Annotated in this window: 17 protein-coding genes; 7 read left to right on the top strand and 10 right to left on the bottom strand. The window is 68.9% G+C overall.

Annotated elements, in window-relative coordinates; translation table 11 throughout:
- Positions 1 to 83: 83 nt before the first annotated feature.
- From HHL11_RS30910 to HHL11_RS30895, 4 genes are all read left to right on the top strand, one after another.
- Positions 84 to 1247 (top strand): mandelate racemase/muconate lactonizing enzyme family protein, encoded by a 1164-nt coding sequence (locus tag HHL11_RS30910; RefSeq protein WP_169422477.1) that lies wholly within the window; start codon positions 84 to 86, stop codon positions 1245 to 1247.
- A gap of 106 nt (positions 1248 to 1353) precedes the next feature.
- Complete coding sequence (locus HHL11_RS30905) at positions 1354 to 1680, top strand: hypothetical protein (RefSeq protein ID WP_169422476.1); 327 nt, start codon at positions 1354 to 1356, stop codon at positions 1678 to 1680.
- A 100-nt stretch (positions 1681 to 1780) separates the two neighbouring features.
- Positions 1781 to 2233 (top strand): J domain-containing protein, encoded by a 453-nt coding sequence (locus HHL11_RS30900; RefSeq protein ID WP_169422475.1) that lies wholly within the window; start codon positions 1781 to 1783, stop codon positions 2231 to 2233.
- Between the two features lie 107 nt (positions 2234 to 2340).
- Entirely contained in the window at positions 2341 to 2790 is a 450-nt protein-coding gene (locus tag HHL11_RS30895) for a YXWGXW repeat-containing protein (RefSeq protein WP_169422474.1), read from the top strand.
- 30 nt (positions 2791 to 2820) lie between these two features.
- Here the strand turns inward: HHL11_RS30895 and HHL11_RS30890 are convergent, their stop codons facing one another.
- The 8 genes from HHL11_RS30890 to HHL11_RS30855 all read right to left on the bottom strand — a co-directional run bounded on the left by HHL11_RS30890 (position 2821) and on the right by HHL11_RS30855 (position 10190).
- On the bottom strand, positions 2821 to 4209 hold the full coding sequence (locus HHL11_RS30890; protein WP_169422473.1) for an efflux transporter outer membrane subunit: 1389 nt from the start codon (positions 4207 to 4209) through the stop codon (positions 2821 to 2823).
- Positions 4209 to 5423: an HlyD family secretion protein gene (locus HHL11_RS30885; RefSeq protein WP_169422472.1), complete on the bottom strand. Its 1215-nt coding sequence runs from the start codon at positions 5421 to 5423 to the stop codon at positions 4209 to 4211. Before HHL11_RS30885 ends, HHL11_RS30890 begins: the two co-directional genes overlap by 1 nt.
- Position 5424: 1 nt before the next feature.
- Positions 5425 to 5997 carry a DUF3302 domain-containing protein gene (locus HHL11_RS30880; protein WP_169422471.1) on the bottom strand — a complete coding sequence of 191 codons (573 nt, stop codon included), beginning with the start codon at positions 5995 to 5997 and terminating at the stop codon, positions 5425 to 5427.
- Positions 5998 to 6090: 93 nt separating this feature from the next.
- The gene (locus HHL11_RS30875) at positions 6091 to 6543 is read right to left on the bottom strand and encodes an SRPBCC family protein (protein WP_169422470.1); all 453 of its coding nucleotides are present in this window, start codon (positions 6541 to 6543) and stop codon (positions 6091 to 6093) included.
- Positions 6438 to 6875, bottom strand: coding sequence for a metalloregulator ArsR/SmtB family transcription factor (locus tag HHL11_RS30870; RefSeq protein ID WP_169422469.1), 438 nt, complete (start codon positions 6873 to 6875; stop codon positions 6438 to 6440). The genes HHL11_RS30875 and HHL11_RS30870 overlap by 106 nt, the downstream gene beginning before the upstream one ends.
- A 13-nt stretch (positions 6876 to 6888) precedes the next feature.
- Positions 6889 to 7290 (bottom strand): VOC family protein, encoded by a 402-nt coding sequence (locus HHL11_RS30865; RefSeq protein ID WP_169422468.1) that lies wholly within the window; start codon positions 7288 to 7290, stop codon positions 6889 to 6891.
- 17 nt (positions 7291 to 7307) lie between these two features.
- Positions 7308 to 7655: a GFA family protein gene (locus HHL11_RS30860; RefSeq protein WP_169422467.1), complete on the bottom strand. Its 348-nt coding sequence runs from the start codon at positions 7653 to 7655 to the stop codon at positions 7308 to 7310.
- A gap of 105 nt (positions 7656 to 7760) precedes the next feature.
- Positions 7761 to 10190, bottom strand: a complete 2430-nt coding sequence (locus HHL11_RS30855) for a DUF6351 family protein (protein WP_169422466.1) — start codon at positions 10188 to 10190, stop codon at positions 7761 to 7763.
- A gap of 167 nt (positions 10191 to 10357) precedes the next feature.
- Here HHL11_RS30855 and HHL11_RS30850 point away from each other — a divergent pair, with 167 nt between their 5' ends.
- Both HHL11_RS30850 and HHL11_RS30845 read left to right on the top strand, forming a co-directional pair.
- Complete coding sequence (locus tag HHL11_RS30850; RefSeq protein WP_169422465.1) at positions 10358 to 11563, top strand: acetyl-CoA C-acetyltransferase; 1206 nt, start codon at positions 10358 to 10360, stop codon at positions 11561 to 11563.
- A gap of 8 nt (positions 11564 to 11571) precedes the next feature.
- The gene (locus HHL11_RS30845; RefSeq protein ID WP_169422677.1) at positions 11572 to 13713 is read left to right on the top strand and encodes a 3-hydroxyacyl-CoA dehydrogenase NAD-binding domain-containing protein; all 2142 of its coding nucleotides are present in this window, start codon (positions 11572 to 11574) and stop codon (positions 13711 to 13713) included.
- On the opposite strand, the gene glnA is transcribed toward HHL11_RS30845, so the two are convergent.
- Both glnA and HHL11_RS30835 read right to left on the bottom strand, forming a co-directional pair.
- Positions 13714 to 15129 carry a type I glutamate--ammonia ligase gene (glnA, locus tag HHL11_RS30840; protein ID WP_169422464.1) on the bottom strand — a complete coding sequence of 472 codons (1416 nt, stop codon included), beginning with the start codon at positions 15127 to 15129 and terminating at the stop codon, positions 13714 to 13716.
- Between the two features lie 83 nt (positions 15130 to 15212).
- On the bottom strand, positions 15213 to 16499 hold the full coding sequence (locus HHL11_RS30835; RefSeq protein ID WP_281068753.1) for a M20/M25/M40 family metallo-hydrolase: 1287 nt from the start codon (positions 16497 to 16499) through the stop codon (positions 15213 to 15215).
- Positions 16500 to 16581: 82 nt separating this feature from the next.
- Here HHL11_RS30835 and HHL11_RS30830 point away from each other — a divergent pair, with 82 nt between their 5' ends.
- A complete protein-coding gene (locus tag HHL11_RS30830) occupies positions 16582 to 17508 on the top strand; it encodes a bifunctional helix-turn-helix transcriptional regulator/GNAT family N-acetyltransferase (RefSeq protein WP_169422463.1) in 927 nt (308 codons plus the stop codon).
- Positions 17509 to 17514 lie beyond the last annotated feature (6 nt).

Genomic DNA, 17514 nt, shown 5'->3' with positions numbered 1-17514 from the left:
GACGGCATCAAACGAGAAAAAACAGGCATTGGCGCTGCGGGGCCCCGCGCGGGCATCATCGCGTCCTGCCCCTTGGAGAGACCATGAAGATCGTCGAGATCCGCGAGAAGACCGTTCCCATCAGTTCCCCGATCCGCAATGCGTACATCGACTTTAGCAAGATGACGCTGAGCCTCGTCGCCGTCGTCACCGACGTCGTGCGCCATGGCAAGCCGGTCATCGGCTACGGCTTCAACTCCAACGGCCGCTACGGCCAGGGCATGCTGATGCGCGAGCGCTTCATCCCGCGCGTGCTGGAGGCCAGGCCCGAAAGCCTGCTGGACGAGCGCGGCATCCTCGACGCCCACAAGGTGTGGAACGCGATGTTCACCAACGAGAAGCCGGGTGGCCACGGCGAGCGCTCGGTCGCCATCGGCACCATCGACATGGCGGTGTGGGACGCGGTGGCGAAGATCGAGGACAAGCCGCTGTTCCAGCTGCTGGCCGAGCGCTACGGCGACGGCCAGGTGAACCGCAAGGTCTTCGTCTATGCCGCCGGCGGCTACTACTACCCCGGCAAGGACGACAGCCAGCTGAAGGACGAGATGCGCAAGTACATCGCCCGCGGCTACTCGGTCGTCAAGATGAAGATCGGCGGCGCCTCGCTGGACGAGGACCGGCGCCGCATCGAGTCCGTGCTGTCCATCCTGGAGGACGGCCAGCGCCTGGCCGTGGACGCCAACGGCCGCTTCGACCTGGACACCGCCATCGCCTATGCCAAGGCGCTCGCACCCTACAACCTGTTCTGGTACGAGGAAGCGGGCGACCCGCTGGACTACGAGCTGCAGGCGACGCTGCGCAACTACTACCCCAACCCGATGGCGACCGGCGAGAACCTGTTCTCGATGCAGGATGCGCGCAACCTCGTCCGCTACGGCGGCATGCGTCCCGACCGCGATTGGCTGCAGTTCGACTGCGCGCTCTCGTACGGCCTGGTCGAATACCTCCGCACGCTCGACATGCTGAAGCAGCACGGCTGGTCGCCCAGCCGCTGCATCCCGCACGGCGGCCACCAGATGTCGCTGGCCATCGCGGCCGGGCTGGGGCTGGGCGGCAACGAGTCCTATCCCGACCTGTTCCAGCCCTATGGCGGCTTCCCCGACGGCGTGAAGGTGCAGGACAGCCACGTGGTGCTGCCCGAGCTGCCCGGCATCGGCTTCGAGGGCAAGAGCGACCTCATTCGCGAGATGCACGCGCTGGCTGCGTGAAGGAAGTTTGTAGGACCGCGCCGCGATTGCGTTCCGCTGAGCTCCAAGCGGCGACGAGGCGTCGCAAACTCCCGCCGCAAGAAGCGAAGTGCAGGGAGCGATTGCGATGGAAAGAGTCTGGGGGCCGCTGAACGGTTTCTACATCACGGCGTATGCGGCGGCCGTGGGCGACGGCGAGCGCTTCTGCAGCTACGCCAAGGTGTGCTGGACCCGGCCGGACAACTACTGGGAAGCCGAGTGCGCCTTCAAGATCTTCGGCGGCGAGCAGCATCGCTCGCTGGAAGGCGCGCTGACCTGGGTCTCGCTGGAAGCGCGCAACGAAGTCTCGCTGCTGCCCGACCAGGCGCGTGCGCTCGCCGAGCGCCGCCAGCGCCACCACGTGCCGGTGCCGCGCCTGTTTGCCACGGCCTTCTTCCGCCACCGCCTTGCGTGACACGGATTGCAACGGTTTTTGTAGCAAGCCACCCACAGCCAGCCGGGCGCAACGCAGGTTTTGCTGGACGCCGCGCGGCGCGGCCCTAACATCCTGAGCGATGGCCACCGAGTCCATGCCCACCTATTACGACGTGCTGCAGGTCGAACGCGACGCCTCGCCCGACCTCGTGCGCGCCGCCTACCGCAAGCTCGCGCACAAGTACCACCCGGACAAGATGCCAGGCAATGCCAATGCCGTGCGCGCCATGGCCGCCATCAATGCCGCGTACGAGGTGCTGTCGGATTCGCATCGCCGCGCCGAGCACGACCTGTGGATCCGCCGCATGGAACGCCCGGCCGCGCCCGCGCGCTCCGTGGCGCCGACCAGCCTGTGGGCCTTCGTACACCCGGCCCAGCACTGGGCCCGGTACCTGCTGTGCGGCACGCTGCTGTTCGTGGTGGTCACGCTGTCCACGGCTCTGTACCTGACGTCCAGGCCGGCCCGCGCCGCCATGGCGCCGGCCTGCCAGCTCGCCGCGCCGGCGCCTGCCGCCGGCTGCCCCGGCCGCTAAGCCTTCCGTGCTCGCCAGAACCGGCTGACGGACAGAGCCGGCGCGCGCCTATGGCAGCGCTCGCAGCCCGACGGCACCTTGGGAACATAGATCTCAAGGAGTTCGACATGAAGAGCAAGATCCTCGCCCTGTCCCTGGCCGCCGGCGCCCTGCTGGGGGTCGCGTCCGCCCAGGCCACGCCCGCGGTCGTCGCCGGCACCGGCTACGGCTATGGCTCCGGGTACGCCCCGAGCCCGGAAGTGATCGTGCAGGGCGCGCCGCCGGCGCCGATCTACGAGGCCGCGCCGCCCGCACGCCCAGGCTACGTGTGGACGCCGGGCTACTACGAGTGGCACGGCGACCGCTACGCCTGGAGCGGCGGCCACTGGGTGGAAACCCGCCCGGGCTACGCCTGGCAGGAAGCGCGCTGGGTGCAGCGCCAGGACGGCTCCTGGCGCCTGATGGGCGGCCACTGGGTCCGCGGTGAGGGCTATGCCTACTACGGCGGCCGGGATCGCGACGGCGACGGCGTGCCGAACCGCTACGACGCCTACCCCGACAACGCGTATCGCCGCTGAAGCTGAGGCGACGCTGGGGCGCTGCGCGCCTCAGCGCTGCTCGAAGCCGCCACCCAGCGCCAGGTACAGGTTGACGCGCTGCACCAGCCGCTCTGCCTGCACCTGGGCCAGGGTGGTGCGCGCCGCATGCAGCGCCAGCAGCTGCTGTTGCACGGCACGCTGGTCGGCGTTGCCCACGTTGTAGCGCACGCGCACGTAACCCAGCGCGCTTTCGTTGGCGCGCACCGTGCGCAGCAGGACCTCGGCCCGGCTGTCCAGGTTGAAGGACTGCGCGAGGGCGCCCTCCACTTCGCCGAAAGCGCGGGCGCCGATGCGCCCGTATTCCGCGATGGCGGCCTTCTGGTCGGCCGTGCGCACGTCCACCTGCGCCTGCAGCGCGCCGGCGTTGAAGATGGGCACGAGGAGGTTGGCGCCCAGGCCCCAGATCGGGTTGTTGCGGTCCTGCAGCACGAACACGTCGCTGCTGATCGTGTTGATGCTGGCCGTGAGCGAGATGGCGGGCAGGCGCGCCGCCTGCGCCTCCTCGGTGCGGTAGAAGGCGGCGGCCACGCGGCGCTCCGCCGCGCGCACGTCGTAGCGGCGCTCCAGCAACTGCGAGGGCAGGCCCGCGGGCACCGGCCCGGGCAAGGGCGGCAGGGCCGTGCCGGGGTTGACCGTCGCCGACGGATAGCGGCCGGCCAGCAGCTCGATCGCGCGCCGCGCGTTCTGGCCGGCGCTTTCGGCCTGCAGCTGGATGTCGCGGTAGGCGAGCGCGCTGGCTTCGGCCGTGGTCACGTCGTAATCGTCGCCCTTGCCGATGCGCAGGCGGTCGCGCGAGAGTTCGACCAGCGAATTCGACGAAGCGATCATGTCGCCCGCGATCGCGTACTGCACCGCGGCCTGCTGCGCCAGGAACCAGCTCTTGGCCAGCATCGCCGCGATCGATTCGCGCGCGTACTGGTAATCCAGCGAGGTCGCCTCGTACTGGGCGCCGGCGGCGGCGCGCGCGGAACGCACGCGACCCCACAGGTCCAGCTCCCAGTTGGCGAACAGGCCGATCATCTGGGTGCCGCTGCCGTCGCCGCCGGACTTGCCGCCGCCGTGGCCGGCCAGGTTCAGCTGCGGATAGAGCTTGGCGCCCGCCGCCCGCGCCGAGGCCTCCGCGGCTTCCATGCGCGCCGCGGCGACCTGCAGGTCGGTGTTGTAGGCCATGGCCTCGACCACCAGCTTTTCCAGCTCCGGCTGGTGGAAGCTGGCCAGCCAGCCGCCCTGCACTTCGCCGGCAGCGGCGGGGCCGCCGCTCCACAGCGCCGGGATCTGCGTGTTGGGCAGTGCCTGGGCGCGCACGTCCTGCGGCGCCGGCGGCGGCTTCAGGGCGCAGCCCGCCAGCGCCGCGAGCAGCGCCGCCAGGCTCAGCGAAGTCAGGCCCGTGCGGTCCATCAGTGCAGCTTCAGGATCAGGTAGTTGATCTTGGTGCTGACCCGCAGCAGGATCTTGCGCAGGATCTGGATCGCCTCCAGGTGCTCGGTGTAGATCGCCGCGCTGCCGCGCGCGCCGGCAGCGAAGAACACGTCGCGGAATTTCGGGTCTACCTTGAGCTTCACCGGAAAGCGGCCTGGCGGCGCGCTGCGGACAGTCTCGGGCAGGCTGAAGCCCGTAGTCACCTGCCCCTGGCCCTGGGCCCAGATGATGGAGTCCACCGTGGCCTTGATGATTTCGCCGGGCAAGGTCTCGAGCACGATCTCGGCCTCGTCACCGGGTTTGACCTTCGTCAGCTCGTTCTGGTCGTACAGCGCGATCACGCTGAACTCGTCCTCCACGAAGGTGAGCGCGGGCGTGTTGGCGAAGGTGGCGACAAGGGCGCCGGGCCGCAGTTGCACGTTGACCGGCGTGCCATTGGCGGGCGCATACACGGTGGTCTGCGCGAGGTCCCACTTCGCCTGCTCCAGCTGGGCGCGGATCTGCGCGATCTGCGCCCATTCGCCATTGGACTTGGCGCCCATCTTCTGGCGGATCTGGCGTTCGCCGGCCAGCGCCTGGCCGTAGGCGCTCTGGGCCTGGGCCTCGGCGCTGCGCGCGCCATCGACGGCGCTCTGGGCGTTGCGCAGGTTGGTCTCGGCCTGCTCCAGGTCGAAGCGGTTGCCGGCCCCGGTGGCCACGAGTTCGCGGTTCTGCACGGCCCGTTTGGTGGCCAGTTCCAGGTCCGCGTTGGACGTCACCACGCGCGACTTGGCCTGGTCGATCGCCGAGCGGGACTGGGACACCTGCTGCTCGGAGCCGGCCAGCTGCTCTTCCAGCTCCTTGCTGCTGCCCACCGAGTTGGCGAGCTGCGCTTCCAGCGCGTTCACCTGCAGCTGGTACGGCGTCGGATCGACCTTGTAAAGGACGTCGCCCTTCTTCACCGGCTTGTTGCCGTCCACGATCTCGAGGATGCGTCCGCGCTGCTGCGACGACATGTTGACGACGTACTTGATGACGCGCACGTCGTGCGACGAGGGCGCGACCACGTTGAGCGCCAGGATCAGCGCCGTCAGGCCGACGACGGGAATGATGACGACGATGACCTGGGACACCGTGTTCCACGGCAGCCACTTCAACTTGATGAAGATGAGCCAGACGAAGAAGGAATAGATCGCGAGCAGCAGGACTTCCATCTCAGCTCTCCGTTCCCGCAGGAACCTCGGCCGAGCGCGGCCGGGTGACGATGGGCGGCACCGCCGCCGGCGGCCTGGCCAGGGCCGGCAGGGTATCGAGCCGGTCCGCCAGCAGTTGCAGGTCGGCTCGCAGGGGGGCCTTGTTGGCCATTGCGGCCAGGTCGGCGCGCAGGGCCGCTGCGTCTTCCGGCGAGAGCTTGCCCTCGTGCAGCTCCCGTGCCTTTTCCAGGTAGAAGTCCTCGTGCTTCTCGGTGCCGTAGATCATCCGGTAGCCGATGGGCTTGGTATACGCCCACAGCCAGGCGATCGGCCACAGCATGCCGCCGAAGAACAGCGACAGGATGCACAGCACCTTGATCGAATCCTTGTGCGGGTGGTGCTTCTTCTCGGCAATCTTTTCCGGCAGCACGTGCACGAACAGGAAGCCGACGATGGCAACCACGGGCACCAGGAACAGGATGAACCAGGACAGCCAGTTGGCGGCCGTATCCAGCGCGTCCCCGGACAGGAAGGAGGCGCGTGCCGAGATTGGCGCGAGCAGCGCCACCAGCAAGGAGGCAAAACGCAGGTTCATGGGCGCGGCCGGAAGAGGGACTACTGCGCGAAGCGTGCCCCACGGCCGCGCAGGCCGGAATTGCCCTTTAGGGCTACGGCCGCACCCTGCCCCTCAGTTGGCTGTCAGGAAGGCATGCAGCTTGGCGATGGTGGCGGCCCAGCCGCGTTCATGGTTGGCGCGGGCGGCCGCGTCGGCGAAGCGGTCGTGCACGAGCTCGAGCTCGGTGCCGCCCTCCACCGGCCGCAAGGCCACGGCCAGGCGCGACACGCGCTCCGGCGTGCTATGCCAGGCCCAGCTGGTGACCAGGCGATACGGCGGCTTTACGAATTCGTAGGTCCCGCCCACCTCGTGCTGTTCGCCGTCCGGCGTGGCGAAGCGGATCCGCCAGCGGCCGCCCGGGCGCAGGTCGACCTCCGCGAGCAGCACCGAGTCCGGTTCGCCGGGACCGAACCAGGCGCTCAGCGCTTGCGGGTCGGTCCAGGCCCGCCAGACTTCTTCGGGGGCGGCCGGGTAGCGGCGGCGGATGCGGAGTTCCTGCCTTTGCGCGCCGGGCGGGCTGTCCATGGACGCACCTCCTCCTGGTGGTACAGATAGCGGCCGAGCGCATCGAGCTGCGCGCTCCAGAACTTCTCGTAATGCGCGAGCCACATGGCGGCGTCCTCCAGCGCGCGCGGCGCCAGTTCGCAGCGCACCGTGCGGCCTTCCTTGGCGCGCACGACGAGCCCCGCCTCTTCCAGCACCCGCAGGTGCTTCATGAACCCCGGCAGCGACATGGCATGCGGCTGCGCGAGGTCGCTCACCGAAGCCGGCCCCTGCGTCAGGTGCTCGATGACGCCGCGCCGGGTGGCGTCGGAGAGCGCCCAGAACACCTGGTCCAGCAGCGCGCCGTCAGCCACGCGGGAAGCGCCTTCAGGCCGACCCCGGCATCAACGGCTGCAGCATGCTGAGGCGGTTGCGCTCGGTGTCGTGGAAGGCGACGTACTGGCCGACGCCGGGGATCTCCATCGGCTCGCCCAGCACTTCGCCGCCCGCCTGGTTCACCTTCTTCATCGAGGCGCGGATGTCGCCGACGGCGATGACCACGGACGGATGCTGGCCCGGCATCTTCTCGTCGTAGGGGAACAGGCCGCCGTTGATGGCGCCGCGGAAGGCGCCCTCCTGCGGGGAGTCCTGCGAGGCCGTGGTGGCCAGCATGTAGTTGCCCATCTCGGGGCCGAACTTCTGGGTCTTCCAGCCGAAGGCCGTCTCGTAGAAACGGCCGGCGCGGTCGCGGTCCTTGTAGGGCATCTCGAAGTGGACGACGGGATCCATGGCTTGCTCCTTGCAGGTCAGTGCGAACGGCCGTCGTAATGCTTGACGGCCACCTTGGCGATGTCGAAGTCCTCCAGCACGCGCAGGTTCACCGCCGCCATCGGCTGGCCGTTCGGGGCCTTGGCCTCGCCGAAGGCGTGGATGCCGCAGTGCGGGCAGAAGCGGTGCCGGATGACGTGCTTGTTGAACAGGTAGGTCCCCGCGTCCGCTTCGTCCGTGAGCAGCCGCAGCTTGTCGCGCGGCACGAACCACAGCAGCGAGGCGCGCCGGGCGCACATCGAGCAGTTGCACGCCATGCCGCCATCGACCTCGCCTTCGACCTCGAACCGGATGCGGCCGCAATGGCAGCTGCCCTGGTAGACCATGGGGGACCTCGCCTTAGTTAACCTGATGGTTTAGTTTAGGCGAGGCCGTCGCGCTGTCAAGCGCGACAGGAAAAGCGCGTCACCGCGCCCGTTCCTCCCGCTCCCTCAATCCTGCGCGGAGACCGGCGGGTTGCCCAGGGCCGTGCCGCCCGGCCCGCTCTTGAAGGTCAAGGGGCTGGCCACCGCCTGCTGGCCGACGCCCGCCTTGGTCCAGTCGCACACGCCGCCGGTGAACACCGCCTGCAGGCGCGCGAACTGCGAGCCCGTGAAGACGCCGGCCGGGTAGTCGCCCTGGATCAGCGGCTTCAGCTGGCACTTGAGGATGTCCTCCGCGCGCGGGCCGCCCGCCACCTGGCGCGGCGAGGCCGCCGGCTTCAGGAAGGGATCGGCGTCGCAGGCACTCTGGTCATAGACCTTCGTCGATTGCGTCGCGTCGGTCGTGAGGATGCAGAAGTCGCGCGCATTGGCCGGCTTCGCGGCGCGCACGCGGCTTTCGACGGTGCCGCTGCCGCCGGCCGTCACCAGGCTCGTCAGCCACTGGTCCATCGTCTGCAGCGCCTCGAGGCTCAAAGTGCCAGGAGCGGACAGGCCGGTAGCGGCGAAGCGCCACAGCACCTGGTTGCCGGCGTCGCCGGCGTCGCGCGTGATGCGCTCGCGGATCGCCCAGCTGAACCACTGGTGGTGGATGCCGAGCGCAGCGGCGGCCGGCAGGGACGGCGGCCGGTTGACGGTCGAATCGTCCCAGCCCCGCAGGTCGATGATCGCGCCCTTGGCCAGCTGCTTGCCCGAGCCCACGATGCCGGCCCGGTAAGCGGTGGCCAGTGCATCGCTGTCCGCCGCGGCACGCGCCGCCGTCGGCGTGGAGTCGTGGTCGAACCCGCCCACCACTTCATTCAGCGTGACGAACTCCTCCGGCGTGATCATGCCGTTCAACAGCGCGGCCAGCCCGTACTGCACGCCGGTGTTGTCGCGCGTCTCGCGCGCCGCGGGGCTGCCCGGCACCTTGCCCCACAGCGATTCGGCCCAGGACCAGGCGTTGCAGCGCGGCAGGCTGGCCGTGGCGACAGGATTCGCCGGGTCGTACACCGCGCTGTTCGGCAGTTCGCAGTTGTTGGTGGGCGTCGCGTCCTGCGTGATGACGCCCGTGGCGGTATCGGCTGGATTGACGTGACGGTAGTTGTAGAGGCCGGCCTTGCCGTTGCTGCCGAAAAAGTTGAACCAGGCCTGGCAACCGGTCTGGTCGGGATGCCCGTTGATGGCGGCCTTCTTGGCGTTGATGGTGGCCTGCGGCAGGCCGGTCCACAGGGCCAGCATCTGCGGCTTCTGGTAGGCCTCCACCAGCTGCGAGCAGTCGCCGACCTCGATGGCCGTGGTCTCCGAATCCGGGTAGGTGCAGCTCGTGATGACGCCATCCAGCAGGCCCGGCATCGTCGACAGGTTCATGTTGGAGTTGATCGAGCCGCCCGAGCAACCGGTGCCGATGGTGAACTTCACCAGGCCGTAGGTGTCGATGACGTGCTCCTTCATCATCATCACCGTCTCGCTCATCGAGATGCGATTGGAGTTGCGCGAGGAGTCCGTCATGCTGTTGGCGGCCACGAGGAATCCGCGCTTCAGTTGTTCCTCCTGCAGCGGCCAGCGGTTGGAGTTGTCCGGCCGCACCTGGCGGCGGGGCTGCCCGGTGCTGGCGCCGAAGGTGTACCAGACCTTGCCGTTCCAGCCGGCCTGCGGCGCGGTGGGCGTCCAGGGCTTGCTGGGGTCGAACAGCACCGCGATGTCGTAGATGCCGCGGTTCATCGTGCCTCGCTCCACTCGCACGATGAAGGGCACGGTGACGCCGGCGTCGGTGGTGACCGCGGCCGCCATGTCGGCCGGCTGCGAGCCGGGCGTGTACTCCTTCCAGCATTGCACGGCGGGCGCCGCCGGTTGCGCCAGCGTCGTGTTGCTGAACGGGTCGGGCAGCGAGCAGCCGCCGGCCGGCGCAGCAGCCGTCGTCCGGTAGTAGAGCTTCGTCTCGGACGCGATGCCGCAGTTGGCGTCCGCCGTCCCCGCCAGCCCGCTGGGCGCCGTCTGCGGCACGTTGCCGCTGGCGGCCTGCGGCGTGCTCGTCGCGCAGTAGAAAGGCTGGGTCTGCGCGCCGGAAAGCACCGGCCCGGAACGCGGCGAGTTGTTGACGACGATGTGCGCGGTCGCGGCGTCGCTGGCGGAGGCGCGCACGGTGTTGTTGCCTGCGGCCAGTCCGGTGACCAACCCGAGGATGCGGCCGCTGGACGTGCGCGTGAAGGCGCTGCTGACGTCGCGGTCACCCACGGTGACTTTCAGCGCGTTCGCGCTGCTGCCCGAGGGCGGCACGATCTCCATCAGCACGTCGCCGTCGCTCACGAGATCCGCGCGGTTGGACAAGGTGCGAAGCTGCAAGGGCTGGGTGTCGTCATCGCCGCCGCAAGCGGCGAGGATGCATGAGAGCAAGAGCACGCCGGCCCACCCGGCGGCACGCGGGCGCCGCAGCGCCCCCTGCAAGAGAAGTCGGGCCACGGTTGTCTCCTTGTTCGGGCCCACCTAGGACTGGTGGGCTCCGCCGCGCAATCTATCCCTGCGGGCCACGGCGTGGGGCGGCATTTTTCACTGCGCGTCACGTGGGCGACAGGCACTGCCCATCCATGGCCTGGCTCCCTATACTGGCTGCTCCCTGGAGGACAGCCATGACCGAAGCGTTTGTCTACGACGCCATCCGAACGCCCCGCGGCAAGGGCAAGAAGGACGGCAGCCTGCATGAAGTGAAGCCGGTGAACCTGCTGGCCGGCGTGCTGGCCGAACTGCAAAGGCGCAACGACTTCGACACCGGCCAGGTGGACGACGTCGTCATGGGCGTGGTCTCGCCCATCGGCGAACAGGGCTCGGTCATCGCCAAGGTGGCCGCGCTGAAGGCGGGCTGGGACTGGCGCTGCTCCGGCGTGCAGCTCAATCGCTTCTGCGCCTCCGGGCTGGAGGCCGTGAACATGGCGGCGCAGAAGGTGCGCTCCGGCTGGGAAGACCTGGTGGTCGCCGGCGGCGTGGAGAGCATGAGCCGCGTGCCGATCGGCTCCGACGGCGGCGCCTGGGCGCAGGACCCCGAGACGAATTCCGCGACTGCCTTCGTGCCGCAAGGCATAGGCGCGGACCTCATCGCCACGCTCGAAGGTTTCTCTCGCACGGACGTCGATGGCTTCGCGATGGAGTCGCAGCGCCGCGCCGCGCGCGCGCGCGAAGGCGGCTTCTTCGCTGGCTCGGTGGTGCCGGTGAAGGACATGCTGGACCAGGTGATCCTGGAGCGCGACGAGTTCATCAAGCCGCAGACGACGCTGGAAGGCCTGGGTGCGCTCAAGGCTTCCTTCGAGCAGCTGGGCGCCATGGGTTTCGACCAGGTGGCGATCAGCCGCTATCCGCAGGTGGAGCGCATCCACCACGTGCACCACGCGGGCAACTCCAGCGGCATCGTCGATGGCGCAGCGGCTGTTTTGATTGGCAGCGAGGCGGCTGGCAAGGCCCACGGCTTCACGCCGCGCGCACGCATTGTCGCGGCGGCGCTATCCGGCGCCGACCCGACGATCATGCTCACCGGCCCGATGCCGGCGGCGCGCAAGGCGTTGGCGAAGGCGGGCCTCACGGTGGACCAGATCGACCTGTTCGAAGTGAACGAGGCCTTCGCCGCGGTGCCGCTGAAGTTCATGAAGGAGATGGGCGTGCCGCACGACAAGGTCAACGTCAACGGTGGGGCCATCGCCATGGGCCACCCGCTGGGCGCCACCGGCGCCATGATCCTCGGCACCCTCGTCGACGAGCTGCACCGCAGGAAGCTGCGCTACGGCCTGGCGACGCTGTGCGTCGGCGGCGGCATGGGCATCGCCACCATCGTGGAGCGCGTATGAGCCACACCATGAAGACCCTGCGCTACGAGCTGGCGGACGGCATCGCCACCCTCACCTTCGACGAGCAAGGCTCGCCGGTCAACACCATGTGCCTGCAGTGGCAGGAGGACCTGGGCGCCGCCGTGCAGCAGGTGCTGCAGGACAAGGACGCGATCCGCGGCATCGTCCTCGCCTCGGCGAAGAGCACCTTCTTCGCCGGCGCCGACCTCAAGGGCACGATGCGCCTGCAGCCTGCGGACGCACAGCAGGTGTTCCGCGAGATCGAGCAAGTCAAGAAGAACTTCCGCACGCTGGAGACGCTGGGCATGCCGGTGGTGGCCTGCCTCAATGGCACGGCGCTGGGCGGCGGCTGGGAGCTGGCGCTGGTCGCGCACCATCGCGTGGCCGTCGACGACGCGAAGATCCAGTTCGGCCTGCCCGAGATCACGCTGGGCCTCATCCCCGGCGCGTCCGGCATCACCAAGATGACGCGGCTGCTGGGCCTGCTGGGCGCGCAGCCCTACATCCTGGAAAGCAAGCTGTTCTCGCCGCGCGAGGCACTGTCGCTGGGACTCGTGCAGGAACTGGTGCCGGACGCATCGGCCCTGCGCGCCGCGGCGCTGGCCTGGATCGACGCGAACCCGCAGTCACAGCAGCCCTGGGATGCCAAGGACTACCGGATCCCCGGCGGCACGCCGTCGAACCCGAAGATCGCGGGCATGCTCTCCGTGGCGCCCGCCGTGCTGAAGCAGAAGACACGCGGCCTCTACCCCGCGCCGGAATACGCGCTGGCCGCGATGGTGGAAGGCGCCCAGGTGGACTTCGACACCGCGCTGCGCATCGAGTCGCGCTACCTCGCCAAGCTGATCGTGTCGCCGGTGGCGAAGAACATGATCAACACCTTCTTCTTCGACCTGAACGCCATCAAGGCCGGCGCTTCGCGACCCAAGTGGGACGGCCGCTTCAAGCCGAAGAAAGTGGGCATCCTCGGCGCCGGCATGATGGGTGGCGGCATCGCCTACGCCCAGGCAAGCCGCGGCATCGCCACCGTGCTGAAGGACGTCTCGCAGGCCAAGGCCGAAGCCGGCAAGGCCTACAGCGCCAAGCTCACGCAAGGCCGCGTCGACAAGGGGCGCATGAGCGCGCAGGACCAGCAGGCGCTGCTGGCGCGCATCACGCCGACGGAGTCTACGCAGGACCTGCGCGACTGCGAGCTGATTGTCGAAGCGGTGTTCGAGAACCGCGAGCTGAAGGCGCGCGTGACGATGGAAGCCGAGCCTTTGCTGGCCGCCGGCGGCTTCTTCGCCAGCAACACTTCCACCCTGCCGATCACGGGCCTGGCGAAGGCGAGCGCGCGGCCGGAGAAATTCGTCGGCATCCACTTCTTCAGCCCCGTCGACAAGATGAAGCTGGTGGAGATCATCCGCGGCCAGGCCACCGACGACGAGACCATCGCGCGCGCCTACGACTACGTGCAGGCGCTGGACAAGATCCCGATCGTGGTCAACGACTCGCGCGGCTTCTTCACCAGCCGCGTGTTCGGCACCTTCGTGATGGAAGGCGCAGCCATGCTGGGCGAAGGCATCCCGGCGCCGGTGGTGGAACAGGCCGGCTTGCAGGCCGGCATGCCGGTGGGCCCGCTGGCGGTGCTGGACGAGACGGCGCTGTCGCTGTCGGTGCACGTGCTGGACCAGACCCGCGCCGACGTGCGCGCCGAGGGCGGCACCTACATCGCGAGCCCGGGCGAGCTGCTGGTGGAGCGCATGGTCAAGGAGTTCGACCGCAACGGGCGCGCGGCCGGCGGCGGTTTCTACGAGTACCCGGCGGGCGGCAAGAAATTCCTGTGGCCGGAGTTGAAGACCTTGTTCGAGCAGCCTGGTACCGCCTGGGAGCTGCAGGACCTGAAGGACCGCCTGCTCTATCGCCAGGCCGTCGAAACGGCGCGCTGCCTGGCCGAAGGCGTGCTGACCAGCGTGCACGATGCCAACGTCGGCTCCATCTTCGGCATCGGCTTCCCGGGCTGGACCGGCGGGGCGCTGCAATTCATCTACGGCACCGGCATCGCCGCCTTCCTGCATCGCGCGGAAGTGCTGGCCGCGAAGTACGGGCCGGGCTTCGTGGTGGCGCCGCAGGTGAAGGACGCGATCCGGAAGTTCGAGCCGAGGTGGTGATCACAGGCTGTAGTACATGTCGAACTCCACAGGGTGGGTCGTCATCCGCAGCCGCGTGATCTCCTGCTCCTTCAACTCGATGTAGGCGTCGATCAGCGCATCGCTGAACACGCCGCCTTGCGTCAGGAAGGCGCGGTCGCGGTCCAGGTAGTCGAGCGCCTGTTCCAGGCTGGAGCAGACCGTCGGGATCTCGGCCTCCTCCTCCGGCGAGAGGTGGTACAGGTCCTTGCTCGAAGCCTCGCCCGGGTGCTTGCGCTTCTCCACGCCGTCCAGCCCCGCCAGCAGCATCGCCGAGAACGCGAGGTAGGGATTGCATTGCGCGTCGGGGAAGCGCACCTCGATGCGGCGCGCCTTCGGGTTCGGTACGTAGGGGATGCGGATCGAGGCCGAGCGGTTGCGGGCCGAATACGCCAGCTTCACCGGCGCTTCGAAGCCCGGCACCAGGCGCTTGTAGCTGTTGGTGCCCGGATTGGTGATCGCGTTCAGCGCGCGCGCGTGCTCGATGATGCCGCCGATGTAGTACAGCGCGAATTCGCTGAGGCCCGCGTAGCCGTCGCCGGCGAAGAGGTTCTTGCCTTCCTTCCACACGGACTGGTGCACGTGCATGCCGGAACCGTTGTCGCCGACCACCGGCTTGGGCATGAAGGTCGCGGTCTTGCCGTGGGCATGCGCGACGTTCTGGATCACGTACTTCTGCAGCTGCAGCCAGTCGGCGCGCTGCACCAGCGTGCTGAACTTCGTCCCGATCTCCTGCTGCCCGGCGCCGCCCACCTCGTGGTGGTGCACTTCGGTGGGAATGCCCAGCGACTGCAGCACCAGGCACATCTCGGAACGCAGGTCCTGGAAGGAATCGACCGGCGGCACCGGGAAGTAGCCGCCCTTCACCGGCGCGCGGTGCCCCGTGTTCCGGCCGTCGACCAGCCTGCCGCTGCTCCAGGAACCTTCTTCCGAGCCGATGGCATACGAAGCGCCGGCCATGTCGATGTTCCAGGTGATGCTGTCGAAGACGAAGAACTCCGCCTCGGGGCCGAAGAACGCGGCGTCGCCCGTGTTGGTCGCCTGCAGGTAGGCCTCGGCGCGCTTCGCCAGTGAACGCGGGTCGCGCTCGTAGGGGCGGCCGTCCCCGGGCTCGACGACGTCGCAGGTCAGCATCAACGTCGTGTCCTTGTAGAAAGGATCGAGGTTGGCCGTTGCCGGGTCGGGCAGCAGCAGCATGTCGGAGGCCTCGATGCCTTTCCAGCCGGCGATGGAGGAGCCGTCGAACGCGTGCCCCGCCGTGAACTTGTCTTCACCGAAGGCCCACTCGGGCACGGAGACGTGCTGCTCCTTGCCCCGGGTGTCCGTGAAGCGCAGGTCGATGAACTTGACCTTGCGCTCCTTGATCAGCTGCATGACGTCGGCGGCGGACTTGGCCATGGCGATCTCCTTCGCGCGTGCGAGGAGAAGCGTAGTCCTGTGGCGGCACGGACTCAGGATGCCCGCGTCGCCATCGCTGTCATTCAGAGTCCCTTGCCCTTCGCCACATCCATCACCACCCGCGCCACCAGGTAAAGCCGCGGCTCGATGGCATCGACCAGCACGTACTCGTCGTTGGCCGAATGCGCGCCATAGCCCGGCAGGCCGAAGTGTTCGATGACCGGCGCCTTCGTCTGCAGCGCGGCAAAGGCGGCGTCGGTGCCGCCGCCTTCGGCGCGGTCGACCACTTCCAGCTTGCGGCCGACCTCGCCGTAGATCGCCTGCGCTTGCGCGGCCAGGCGGCGGCTGGCATCGGTGGCCTCCAGCGGCGGGCGGCGGCGTTCGAACTTCACCGTGACCTTGGCTTCCGGCAGCAGCTGCTGCTTCGCCCGCTCGCGCACCGTCGCCTCCAGGCCGTCGTAGTCGGCGACGCGCAGCACGCGCACGTCGGCCTCGGCCTTCGCGTCGGCCGGGATCACGTTGCGGTTGGTGCCGGCCTGGGCGATGGTCCAGTTCATCTTCACGCCGGTGTCCGGGTTGGACAGGTCGCGCATCTGCAGCACCTGGTGCGACAGCTCGTACAGCGCGTTGACGCCGCGCTCGGGCGCGCCGCCGGCATGCGAGGCGCGGCCTTCCACGTGGATCTGCACCGCGCCGATGCCGCTGGTCGCGAGCGAGAGCTTTTCGTTGTCGATGCGCGTCGCCTCGAAGGACAACACCGCGTCCTGCCGGGATGCCGTCTCGGTGATGGTGCTGCGCGAGCCCGGCGAGCTGATCTCCTCGTCGCCGTTCACCAGCACCGTCAAGGTGCCGTAGTCCTGGAAGTGCAGGGCCTTCAGCAGCGCCACGGTGTGCAGCGCCAGCGCCACGCCCTGCTTCTCGTCGGCGATGCCCAGGCCGTAGGCGCGGTTGCCGTCGATGCGGAAGGGCTGCTTGGCCAGCATGCCCTTCAGGTACACCGTGTCCATGTGCGCCAGCAGCAGGATGCGCTTGCTGCCGGTGCCCTGGAAGGTGGCGCGCACCATGCGACCGATCTTCGGCGGCGTATCGGCCATGCGGTAGGTCGTGGCCTCCTGCGGCTCGATCACCTCGACCTGGCCACCGAGCGCGCGCAGCTTTGCCGCGATCAGCTCGGCGCTGCGGGTGAGGCCTTCGTAGTCGCGGCTGCCGGTTTCGATGCCGACGAGGTCCTTCAGGGTGTCCAGCAGCGGCTGCTTCTGGGCGGCGGCGGCCTGCTGCACGGCGGCATCCGGGCCGTTGGCCTGGGCGGCGGCGGAACCGCAGGCAATCATCGCGGCCAGGGCGGCCGCGGCGAACGGGAACAACTTCAACGCAATCTCCAGGGGCGAAAGGGTGAGAGGATAAGGTCGCCAATTACTTGACTCCGGCAATTAATTGCACCAGACTGCCGGGATGGCCTCCCCTGCTCCCGTCTCTTCCGCCCAGGTGAAGGCGGTCCGCGCCTTCAACCGCTTCTACACGCAGCGCATCGGCGTCCTCAAGCGCTACCTGGACACCGATTTCACGCTGACCGAGGTGCGCGTCCTGTACGAGCTGGCGCACCGCCAGGGCCTGACGGCCACCGACCTCGTGCGCGAGCTGGCGCTGGATGCCGGCTACCTCAGCCGCATCCTGCGCCGCTTCGAAACGCAGGGTTGGATCACGCGCGCACCCGCGCCCCACGATGGCCGCCAGAGCCTGCTGCAGCTGACCGAGACGGGCCACGCGACCTTCGCGCCGCTGCAACAGAAGTCACGCGACGAAGCGGTCGCCCTGCTCGCGCCGCTGCTGCCGGAAACGCGCGGCCGCCTGATCGGCGCCCTGGGCACGGTGCACGGCCTGCTGCAGCCCGAAGCCGGCCGCCAGGTGCTGCTGCGCGATCCCGGCCCGGGCGACCTCGGCTGGGTCGTACAGGCGCACGGCGAGCTCTATGCGCGCGAGTTCGGCTACTCCAGCGAGTTCGAGGCGCTGGTGGCGGAGATCGCGGCCCAGTACCTGCGCAAGTTCGACCCGGACCGGGAAAGAGGCTGGATCGCGGAAGTGGATGGCGAAAGAATCGGCAGCGTCTTCGTGGTGCGCAAGTCGCCGCGCGTGGCCAAGCTGCGCCTGCTGATCCTGCTGCCGCAGGCGCGCGGGCTTGGCCTGGGCGGCCGGCTGGTGGACGAATGCATCGCCTTCGCGCGGGCCAAGGGCTACCGCAAGCTGGTGCTGTGGACGCAGAGCCACCTGGAAGCGGCGCGGGGCATCTACGCCGCGCGCGGCTTCCAGCGCGTCGCGTCCGAGGACTACCACGCCTTCGGCAAGGACCTCACCAGCGAAACCTGGGAGCTCGCGCTCTGAACCGCG

Source organism: Ramlibacter agri (assembly GCF_012927085.1).
GTDB classification, from domain to species: Bacteria; Pseudomonadota; Gammaproteobacteria; order Burkholderiales; family Burkholderiaceae_C; genus Ramlibacter; species Ramlibacter agri.
This window is presented reverse-complemented; position numbering and strand designations above follow the sequence as displayed.

What these genes read in the sequence shown, in the direction of transcription:
- HHL11_RS30910 (WP_169422477.1), top strand. Translation starts at nt 84, where the DNA reads ATGAAGATCGTCGAGATCCGCGAGAAGACCGTTCCCATCAGTTCCCCG.
- HHL11_RS30905 (WP_169422476.1), top strand. Translation starts at nt 1,354, where the DNA reads ATGGAAAGAGTCTGGGGGCCGCTGAACGGTTTCTACATCACGGCGTAT.
- HHL11_RS30900 (WP_169422475.1), top strand. Translation starts at nt 1,781, where the DNA reads ATGGCCACCGAGTCCATGCCCACCTATTACGACGTGCTGCAGGTCGAA.
- HHL11_RS30895 (WP_169422474.1), top strand. Translation starts at nt 2,341, where the DNA reads ATGAAGAGCAAGATCCTCGCCCTGTCCCTGGCCGCCGGCGCCCTGCTG.
- HHL11_RS30890 (WP_169422473.1), bottom strand. Translation starts at nt 4,209, where the DNA reads ATGGACCGCACGGGCCTGACTTCGCTGAGCCTGGCGGCGCTGCTCGCG.
- HHL11_RS30885 (WP_169422472.1), bottom strand. Translation starts at nt 5,423, where the DNA reads ATGGAAGTCCTGCTGCTCGCGATCTATTCCTTCTTCGTCTGGCTCATC.
- HHL11_RS30880 (WP_169422471.1), bottom strand. Translation starts at nt 5,997, where the DNA reads ATGAACCTGCGTTTTGCCTCCTTGCTGGTGGCGCTGCTCGCGCCAATC.
- HHL11_RS30875 (WP_169422470.1), bottom strand. Translation starts at nt 6,543, where the DNA reads ATGGACAGCCCGCCCGGCGCGCAAAGGCAGGAACTCCGCATCCGCCGC.
- HHL11_RS30865 (WP_169422468.1), bottom strand. Translation starts at nt 7,290, where the DNA reads ATGGATCCCGTCGTCCACTTCGAGATGCCCTACAAGGACCGCGACCGC.
- HHL11_RS30860 (WP_169422467.1), bottom strand. Translation starts at nt 7,655, where the DNA reads ATGGTCTACCAGGGCAGCTGCCATTGCGGCCGCATCCGGTTCGAGGTC.
- HHL11_RS30850 (WP_169422465.1), top strand. Translation starts at nt 10,358, where the DNA reads ATGACCGAAGCGTTTGTCTACGACGCCATCCGAACGCCCCGCGGCAAG.
- HHL11_RS30845 (WP_169422677.1), top strand. Translation starts at nt 11,572, where the DNA reads ATGAAGACCCTGCGCTACGAGCTGGCGGACGGCATCGCCACCCTCACC.
- glnA (WP_169422464.1), bottom strand. Translation starts at nt 15,129, where the DNA reads ATGGCCAAGTCCGCCGCCGACGTCATGCAGCTGATCAAGGAGCGCAAG.
- HHL11_RS30830 (WP_169422463.1), top strand. Translation starts at nt 16,582, where the DNA reads ATGGCCTCCCCTGCTCCCGTCTCTTCCGCCCAGGTGAAGGCGGTCCGC.